At 43.9% G+C, this 9,483-nt stretch carries 7 protein-coding genes; 6 read left to right on the forward strand and 1 reads right to left on the reverse strand.

The features are described from left to right. Positions 1-1,315 (reverse strand): hypothetical protein (locus KKA81_12220; protein MBU2651691.1); only part of this gene is annotated, 1,315 nt, incomplete at its 3' end. A 701-nt stretch (positions 1,316-2,016) separates the two neighbouring features. Here KKA81_12220 and KKA81_12225 point away from each other — a divergent pair. The 6 genes from KKA81_12225 to KKA81_12250 all read left to right on the forward strand — a co-directional run. Continuing rightward, positions 2,017-2,550 carry an RNA polymerase sigma-70 factor gene (locus tag KKA81_12225; GenBank protein ID MBU2651692.1) on the forward strand — a complete coding sequence of 178 codons (534 nt, stop codon included), beginning with the start codon at positions 2,017-2,019 and terminating at the stop codon, positions 2,548-2,550. Between the two features lie 36 nt (positions 2,551-2,586). Then, on the forward strand, positions 2,587-3,618 hold the full coding sequence (locus KKA81_12230) for a FecR domain-containing protein (protein MBU2651693.1): 1,032 nt from the start codon (positions 2,587-2,589) through the stop codon (positions 3,616-3,618). A gap of 8 nt (positions 3,619-3,626) precedes the next feature. Continuing rightward, entirely contained in the window at positions 3,627-6,302 is a 2,676-nt protein-coding gene (locus KKA81_12235) for a TonB-dependent receptor (GenBank protein ID MBU2651694.1), read from the forward strand. Next, the gene (locus tag KKA81_12240; protein MBU2651695.1) at positions 6,302-7,123 is read left to right on the forward strand and encodes a DUF4249 domain-containing protein; all 822 of its coding nucleotides are present in this window, start codon (positions 6,302-6,304) and stop codon (positions 7,121-7,123) included. Before KKA81_12235 ends, KKA81_12240 begins: the two co-directional genes overlap by 1 nt. A 280-nt stretch (positions 7,124-7,403) precedes the next feature. Then, positions 7,404-8,342, forward strand: coding sequence for a hypothetical protein (locus tag KKA81_12245; protein MBU2651696.1), 939 nt, complete (start codon positions 7,404-7,406; stop codon positions 8,340-8,342). 323 nt (positions 8,343-8,665) lie between these two features. Then, a partial coding sequence (locus KKA81_12250) for a hypothetical protein (protein ID MBU2651697.1) occupies positions 8,666-9,483 on the forward strand: 818 nt, incomplete at its 3' end.

Genomic DNA, 9,483 nt, shown 5'->3' on the forward strand with positions numbered 1-9,483 from the left:
AATAGACAATGGGTTTTTCAAACCTGATCATCCCGAAATTCTGTTCAGCAGCGCAGGCGTTCAGCCATAAAATTCTCGACTCCATGTTATAGTCCATGGGGTCGGTTATCCATGTCCTCTTGAACCATTCATCGATCCAGGCGAACTGAATTCCACCGCCGCAGCCCGATTCTTCAATATTATGAAGGATACGGATATTATTTTCCCCTTGTTGTTTATCTGTGTTTCCACCGTGGTGCATCCCGCTTTGGGAATAATGGGCAATGCCCCATCCTCCGGGTGTCCCGAATTCTGCAATGATCAACGGGAAGTCAGGATATCTTGATTTAAGGTCATACAGGTACCCAAGGTAGCTATTCGGTCCATAGTAATCATGGTAAGGAAGGTAACTTTCCTGCCGGTTGATGAACTCCGGGTAATAGGGATATGCATGATAACTGGCAAAATAACCTGCCGGGGCATCAATAAACTGAAGGTTTGACAGACTGATCGATACAGTGTCCTCATCAGGAAACAACACATTGGTATGTTTGATGGGGTCCAGGGTGGGCCAACTGGAAAAACTGACAGGCCGTTCGGTCTGGTATGTGTTTCTTTCATAAGCTACTACGTGGTTCAATCTTTTGGCAAACCATGTTTCCGAAGGAGAGGCCGGGGCTAATCCGAAAATCTCACCGGTATATGATGTATCGTTGTAATGCATGGCATTGGTGATCAACACCTCTGTGGGGTGAACCTCCCTGCCGATGATATAACCCATAATCCATTTGGATACATCCGTATCGTAGGTACCGTAAGCTTTGCCAAGCCTGGGGGGGATGACCCTGTTACCGTGCATGCAATCCACAACTTCACTAATTTGAAGATCAAAGGTATCGGTCAGGAAATAAAGATCCTGAGCATATCCTGGAAGTTCCTCCTCCAGCCAGACACCCTGAAAGATGTGGATTGGGTTCTTAGGGTGCTGAAGGTTGAAAGAATCCAGAACTTCATACATTCTTGGGTAATGAAGCGTATACAAACGGATACTGTTGTAGCCAAGTTCATGGATACGCGTTATCCATCGCCAGTATTGCTCACGTGTTGCAGCCAGTTCACCAGGGAAAGTTCCCGGAACAGCCACACCCAGGTTCATGCCTTTTACCAGAAAAGGCTGATATTCCATGCCGTTCCAAACAGTAAGATGCGTTTTGTTAACGGAAAACGGGACAGGATTATCCGGGTCGCAGGTGCGGTTTGATGGCATTTCCTGGGAGAACAATAGGCCTTGAGTGGAAAACAGAAAGACTGTTATCAGGCGTAGAATATGCTTCATAATATTGTTATAAGTTGGTTGTCAGCACAAATATAGTGCTAAAACACTGTAAATTAATGGCTTTTTGTGTTAAAAAAGTATAAAACTTATACGTTCATTTTGGGAAAGGGTTTAACTATTAATGATTCATTGTGCATGTTGGGGAAAAATGAGAAATAGTACCCGGTTACAAGTTACAAGTTGCAGGCTGCAACATGCAGCTTGTAACTTGCAGCTTGTAACATGTATCTTTAAGGTAATGCGCATTGAAGGAGATTGCTCCCTTCACTCCTTCGCTTAGCTCAGTCGCGGCGGTCGGAATGACACTGTCGCTCGCTCAAAAGGGGAGCGACATGTCATGCCGAAGGAGCGAAGCGACTGAGGGATCTCCCAACAGTTAGCGGTGGCGTTCTTCGGAAAAGCGACAGAACATGCGACCCCTCCGGGGTCGTGCGGCCTGTGGTCTTATCCGGGCTATAAACATGCGACCCCTCCGGGGTCGAGGGTTGGGTCGCGTTGGCTGAACTATAAACATGCGACCCCTCCGGGGTCGTATGGTATTTGAAGTTATCCGGGCTATAAATAGAGGATCACTCCGTGGTCAGCCGGTAGTTGGGGATTGTTCTCCGAATAAAAATAGTTTTTCGGATTTGTCGTTTATAAAAAGATTAAAAAGCCACAAAAAAAATCATAACTTTCACTTTTATTTAAAGCTTGTCCGAATGCTAGATAAAAAGGATTTCGAAGTTTTGTTCCGTAATGAGTTCAGGAGGATGACCCTGTTTGCAATGCGCTATGTCAAGGATTTTGATACTGCCCGGGAAATTGTGCAGGAATCATTCCTGGGATTATGGGAAAAACGTACGACAATCAATCCTGAAAGGGAGGTAAAAAGCTATCTTTCTACTTCTGTGAGAAACAGATCCCTGAATTACTTAAGAGACCACAACAAGTTCGACAGGGAATTAATTGCTCTGGAGGGACTTTCGCATGATGCCGCAACAGAAGCCAATCCTGATATCGAACTTTCTGAACTCCGCGACAGAATAGACAATGCAGTTGATGAACTTCCGGAAAAATGCCGCGAGGTTTTTCTTTTTAATAGAAATGAGCATATGAAATACCAGGAAATTGCTGAGCTGCTTGGCATTTCCGTTAAAACTGTCGAGGCCCAGATGTCGAAGGCACTGGCCCATTTACGGCAGAGATTAAAAGAATATCTGACGATATTGATACTTTTTTTATTGAATGCATAAGGGTAAAGAAATTCTTTCGTGTATAACAATGAGGCAATGAAACAAAACGATACATATTACACGGATCTGATCACCAGATATTTTTCGGGAGAAGCCGGCCCCGATGAGATACGGGAATTATCTGCCTGGGTGCAATCTTCGGTGGAAAATCGAAGGGTTTTTGAAGAATTCAGGAAGACCTGGGAATTGGCAGTCTGGCAACCTGATGCGGAATCTGTTGATATTGAAAGGGAATGGGATATTTTATCATCCAGGATGATAGATAATGCCGATCTTCCTGTGACACAACGTATCAGACATTCCAGAACCATTTCTTTCGCAGCAGGATCGCGCTGGATACTTCGTATAGCCGCTGTACTCGTCCTGGCCGCTGTGCCCTTATTTTTCGTTTATCAGTACATCAGGGGTGGACAAATGGAGCAATTTGTTGCTAAGGAGAGTGCTTCTGAAATACTACTGGCCGATGGTTCCAGGATAACCCTGAACAAGGGTTCTGTTTTGAAGTACCCTGAAGAATTTTCAAGAGATCACCGTACCGTCATCCTGGATGGTGAAGGTTTTTTTGAAATTACACGGAATAATGAAAAACCATTTATTATCGAACATAATAATGTGAGAGTCAGGGTACTGGGAACATCTTTCCTGATTAATACCGAATCAGCTCCGGGATCTATGGAGGTTATTCTTGTAAATGGCAGCGTTTCTGTTTATTATAAGAAGGAAGGAGTTAAAGCAGGGACAACATTGATTCCGGGAGATAAAGCAGAAATAGCATTGCAGGTCAATGATATCCGCATTACACAAAATCAGGATCCCAATTTTATTTCCTGGAAGACCAGGCTCTTTGTATTTCAGGAAGAATCACTCGAAAACATAATATATGCACTCAACAAGGCATATCAAAGCCAGGTTCAGCTGGATGGGCCGCATCTTTCCTCATGCCGGATGACGGCCAGCTTTGACCGGCAGTCCCTGGATTCCATCCTGGAAATTATTGCCGTGACCCTGGATCTTAAGATTGAAACCCGGGGAGATCAAATCATCTTGTCAGGAAAAGGTTGCCAATAAAGCCTTGAATGATGCTAAGCCGCGTTAACTATAACATTCTTGTTGCACCGGCAATATGCTTACTGTTGATAGTGGCTGCATTGCCAGGGTTTTCTCAGGATACCGGTAAGCCTGTAACCCTGAAAATTGAAAACAAAAGCCTGAAACATATCATTAACAAGATCTCAAGGGAAAGCGGAATACGTTTCTCATACAGTCATCAACAGGTAGACCTGAGTGTAAAGCTCAATGTAAACTTTGACCAGGTTCCGGTATCAGAGGCACTTAACGAATTGTTGGATGATTATGGCATTTCATGGATTACTGTGCAGGGGCAGATTATCCTGAAAAAGAAGAAAGATACTGTTAGTCACATTTCAGATAGGGAAGAAGGGAATACCTTTATAATAAGCGGTTTTCTGCGTGATATCACCACAGGTGATGCGCTTATCGGTGCCAATGTTTATCTTGAAGGCACACAGACAGGTGTAGCGACAAACAATTACGGGTTTTACTCGCTGCGTCTTCCGGGCGGCAAACAAAACATAGTTTTTTCCTATCTCGGTTATGCCAGTGATACGGTAGAAGTTAAACTTCTGAGCAATTTGGAATTGAATAACAGTCTGCGTGAAGCCATCCTGGGTATTAATGAGGTAATTATCACAGGAAGCCGGTCAGAAGCCATCTCCGGACTTGATCGCTTATCGGATTTCAGCTTTACCGGAAAGGAGTTGTCGAAGTTGCCTGGTTTCGCAGGAGATGTGGACCTGGTAAAAGCCTTGCAAACCCTTCCGGGTATCCGCTCCTTCGGTGATGGCTCATCACTATTTTTCGTCAGGGGTGGTAATCACGATCAAAACCTGTTGATGATCGATGGAGTTCCAATATATAATCCTTCCCACCTTTTTGGTTTCTTTTCGGTGATAACTCCGGATGCGGTCAACGACATGAAGGTTTTTAAAGGGGATTTCCCTGCCCAATACGGAGGCAGGGCATCATCGGTCATCGATGTTACAACGCGCGAAGGTAATATGAACCGCTTTGGTTTCGGAGGAAATATTGGTCCTTATGCTTCATCCCTCAGCGTTGATGGGCCAATTATAAAAGATAAACTGTCATTTAATATTTCGGGCCGCTTAAGTACGCTGAACTGGCTAAACGACCTGATGGATAATGAAACATCCTTCAGGATTTATTTCTATGATCTTAACGCCAAGGTAAAGCTTATATCCGGAGCAAAAGATCAGATATTTTTTACTTTTTATACAGGAAAGGATGAGTTTCGCAGGATTATTAATTCCGTTTACCGGTCTTTTGGAATCAGCTGGGAGAATTATGCAGCATCCCTGCGCTGGAACCATATTTTCAATCCGCGTGTTTTTGCTGTAACAAATGTTAATACAGGCAATTACAGGTATTTTCTTCATCTTGCCCCGGAGAAAAGCACGTATTGGAAATCTTCCATCATGAACCTGACGGTAAAAGAGGATGTTTCCTGGTATGTCAACAGCAGGAATACCTTTCGGGCAGGATTGGGTTTTTCAAGGTACATAAGTGATCCGGGTAACATTTACTTTGAAGATCCAGAAGATGGCTCTTCAGTGCTTACCGTATCAAAATATTATTCCAACGACTTTTCATTTTATGCGGGTAACGAACAGGATTTAACTCCTAAACTTCATTTGTATTATGGTTTGCGGCTTTCCTGGTGGCAAAATATAGGGCCGGGAAGGGTGTATTATTTTGATGCAAACCACCAGGTTATTGATACAATTAATGTTTCAAAAAACAGATATTATTCAAGCTTTGCAGAACCGGAACCCAGGATTTCGGCTACTTTTGATGTTTTCTCCTGGCTAAAAATCAAAGCGGCATATAGCAGGACTGTTCAGTATATGCAATTGTTATCAAATGGCAGCGGCCCCTTTACATCACTCGATGTATGGACGCCTGCCGGTCCTAATATACCTCCTTTGAAAACAGACCAGACCATGGCAGGTATTCTGTTCGATGTCGTCCCCGGAAAACTAAGAGTATCGGTTGAAGGATTCTATAAACACTTTTATGATCATCTGGATTATGCCGACCATGCTAATTTGCTCTATAATCCTTTGTTGGAGGGGGAGTTGAGAATTGGCGAGGCCTGGTCGAAAGGAATCGAATTATTGCTGGAAAAAACCGGAGGAAAGTTTAGCGGCTGGCTGGGATATACGTATTCAAGGGCGATGGTGAAGACACCCGAGGTAAATCAAGGTGAGATATATCCGGCATCTTACGACAGTCCGCACAATATTAGTCTGTTTATTTCATACGATACATATCGGAGATGGGCTTTCTCAGCTAACTGGATATACATGACCGGGAATCCCTGGACAGAGCCCATCGGGTTTTATCAGTATGATGGTTATTCTGTTCCTGTATACGGACAAAAGAACAATGCCCGTTTACCGGATTACCACCGGCTTGATTTGGCTGTTACCTGTCGCCTCAACAAACCTGAAAGCAGATATCGTCACCAGGTTGTATTCACCCTGTATAATGCATATGGACGTGCAAATCCTTATACAGTGAGTTATAATAAATACAGAAATTCTGACGGGCGCTACCTTGTCCCGGCCGATCTGGATGGTAATTATGAACTCGTACCCACAATGATCAGCGTGGCCGGAGTAATTCCTTCAATAAATTATCAGTTTAAGTTTTAATGAAAAGGGAACTCACATATATTGTATTGATCATCCTTTTTTCAGGATGTGTAAAGGAATATGATCAATGGGTCCCGGAAACCACCATTGATCTTATTGCCGTTGAAGCCACTCTTACTGATGAGCTGAAACGGCATGAGGTAAAGCTGACCAGGGTCAATGTTGATCTCAACCAGATACCGGCCGTGGTGAGCGGGGCCCAGGTGATTATCAGCAACGAAGATGATGACTGGGTGCTTACCGAGGACCCGCAATCACCGGGTACATACCTGAGCGATTCAACCGTGATAGGCAGGCTTAACCGAAATTATAACCTGCAGATTTTTTATAACAGCAAATTATACACAGCCAAGTCGGCCATGTCCCCACCACGCTATTTCAGCGAACTGACATATGTAAAAGAAGATAACGGACTATTCAGGATAGATTTTGTAGCCTCTGCCTTCGCCACCACTAATCCGGCTATGTGGGAGGTGATCATCGATTGGCATGGGGTGCCGGGTTTTGAGAATCAGGACCCGGATTCATGCCACGCAAGAATGTTGTTCTATTCTCTCACCACACTTGATGTGAGCGAGATTTTTGCTCCGGAAGTGGAAAAAATCTACTTCCCTGTGGGAAGCCTGATCGTGCAGCGTCGTTACTCCCTGACACCGGAGCATGAAGAATACATCAGAACCCTTTTGCTGGAAACCACCTGGCAGGGGAGCCTGTTCCCCGGTACCAATGCCAACGTCAGCACCAACCTGAGCGCCGGAGCTACAGGCTTTTTCGGAGTTTGCGGAGTAACAGAACTGTCGCTGACAGTCAACAGTAAATAAATAGTATTCAGGCAGAATGATGAAAGTTGCAGGTTGCAGGATACAGTGTAACTCACCTGTAACCTGTAACTTGTAACTTGTAGCTTGCAGCCTGTAACTTGTAGCTTGCAGCCTGTAACTTGTAGCTTGCAGCTTGCAACTTGTAGCTTGCAGCCTGTAACTTGCAACTTGTAGCTTGCCCCCTTCCCCCTTTCTTTTTCAATATTCAATATTTTTTCCCTCCGGAATAAGGGTAAATTCATTTACCGGTGTATAACGGGAAACACTAAAACAATAAACCATGAAAAAGTACAATTTCTTAAAGCTCGGTTTAGTCCTGTTTCTGGCCATTGGAATGGTAATCTCAGGATGTAAGAAAGAAGAAGAAACCCCGGAACCCGATCCACAGAAAGGATCAACCTCTGTGCAGGAAGTATCTACAGATGATAATTATCAGCAAAAGGTAACCGATGAGATTTTTCAGGATGTAGAAAGTGTGATGTCAGCAGGGAACCAACGTTCTATTGACTGGCTTCCCTGCAATGCAACCATTGATTCAGCCAATGTCGTTAACGATACTGTAACTTACTACATTACCTATCATGGTTTAAATTGTGAAGAAACCCTTTATCGTACAGGTCAGGTAAGGGTGCATCGTCATGTGAATGAAAACTGGATGATGCAGGGAGCCACGGTTATTATAGAGATTATTAATTTTAATGTAATCCATGTTCAGACGCAATACAGCATAACCATCAATGGAACCCAAACCCACACCAATGTAACCGGAGGATTGCTTGTTCAGCTTGGTTTCGTCCTTACCGAAGTTATACATAAAACCACAGGATTTATGACCATCCAATTTGATGATAATACAAACCGGACATGGAATATTGCCCGCAGGATGCTTTATACAGGAACTTTGGGTGATTTCACGGTAGCAATGGATGGGTTCGGATTGGTTGGTTCATATAGTAACGTGGTAACCTGGGGTGTAAGCAGAAGCGGTGATCAGTTTTACATTTCCACCCCACAATCGGTTGTAATTACACAAGCATGCAACTGGAACCCTGTATCCGGAATTGAGACCATTGATATTCCATCCAGCACAACCGGTGCCACACTGACCTTTGGTTACGATGAAAACAACCAGCCTATTGAACCGGGCGATTGCCCTTCAAAATACAAAATGGATTGGTACTACAACGGCTACAGCGGAACTATTTTCCTGTGGCTATAAACACGATCCACTACTAAGGCTTAAGACGGCCTAAAACCGATTCTGCACTCTCCTCATACACTGAATGTTCGGAAACCATCCTGGATAGGATGGTTTCTGCTTTTTTACTAATGAACTTGTTTTAACATTGATAAACATTGATTGATCATTTATTGGGAAATCAAAACATAATATGAAGAATATTAGCGAATTGGGTATAATTACCACCATTTTTAGGTAGCTTCGGAAAAAGAAAATATTTATCTTTGCACATAATTTCATATTTAGAAATTCGGTAACAAACTAACCCATCTAACAGCACCATCTTCAATCACTTGTACGCCATGAAAAGATTTCAGTTTATAATCACCACCTGTTTAATTCTGCTTTTTCTACCAGGTTTAATCTATGCCCAGCAATCGCCCAATCGTATCAGCAACGGAGTTTTCCTGGGAGAAACTCCACCTTTAAGGGATATTCCCCAACTCACTCCTGAAGAGCTTGCCGAAATGGCTGCCAAAGCAGAAGCCAAAGCGAAAAAGCCCCGCAAGCATACCCGCTTGTACGAAAACCTTGAAAATGCCTACCAGGGCCTTGATCCCCTGCTGAACCAAAGCAACAGGGCACCCATGACCAGTGCTACCGTTTATCAGAATTTTGAAGGACAGGCTTCTTCATCGTATCCTCCCGATTGCAACGGAACCGTGGGGCCTGATCATTTTATGCAGACCATTAATGTTGTGTATGCGATATACAGCAAATCAGGCACTCTGGAGGCAGGACCAACTGCTCTGAATACTCTGTTTAGCGGTGTTGCAGGTTCTACAAGAAATGACGGAGATCCAATCGTACTTTACGATGAACAGGCAGATAGATGGCTGGTTGCGGAATTTTCAATTCCATCAGCATATGGGAGTGGCAATGATTATGTTATGGTTGCAGTCTCAACGACGAATGATCCAACAGGTACATGGTATGCTTATTCCTTTGATGTGGACGACTTGCCTGATTATGAAAAGCTTGGAGTTTGGCGAGATGGATACTACATGGCAACAAATACTTCCCCGGGGAATGACGTCTATGTTCTTGAACGCGACGTAATGCTCACCGGCGGTGCCAGCCCCCAGATGGTGGCCTTTGACAATTCATGGAGGCCAGCCTC

The sequence above is a fragment of the Bacteroidota bacterium genome, assembly GCA_018831055.1.
Lineage (GTDB): Bacteria > Bacteroidota > Bacteroidia > Bacteroidales > B18-G4 > M55B132.

Excerpts from the sequence above, each read along its gene's own strand:
- KKA81_12225 (MBU2651692.1), top strand. The coding sequence starts at position 2,017 with ATGCTAGATAAAAAGGATTTCGAAGTTTTGTTCCGTAATGAGTTCAGG.
- KKA81_12230 (MBU2651693.1), top strand. The coding sequence starts at position 2,587 with ATGAAACAAAACGATACATATTACACGGATCTGATCACCAGATATTTT.
- KKA81_12235 (MBU2651694.1), top strand. The coding sequence starts at position 3,627 with ATGATGCTAAGCCGCGTTAACTATAACATTCTTGTTGCACCGGCAATA.
- KKA81_12240 (MBU2651695.1), top strand. The coding sequence starts at position 6,302 with ATGAAAAGGGAACTCACATATATTGTATTGATCATCCTTTTTTCAGGA.
- KKA81_12245 (MBU2651696.1), top strand. The coding sequence starts at position 7,404 with ATGAAAAAGTACAATTTCTTAAAGCTCGGTTTAGTCCTGTTTCTGGCC.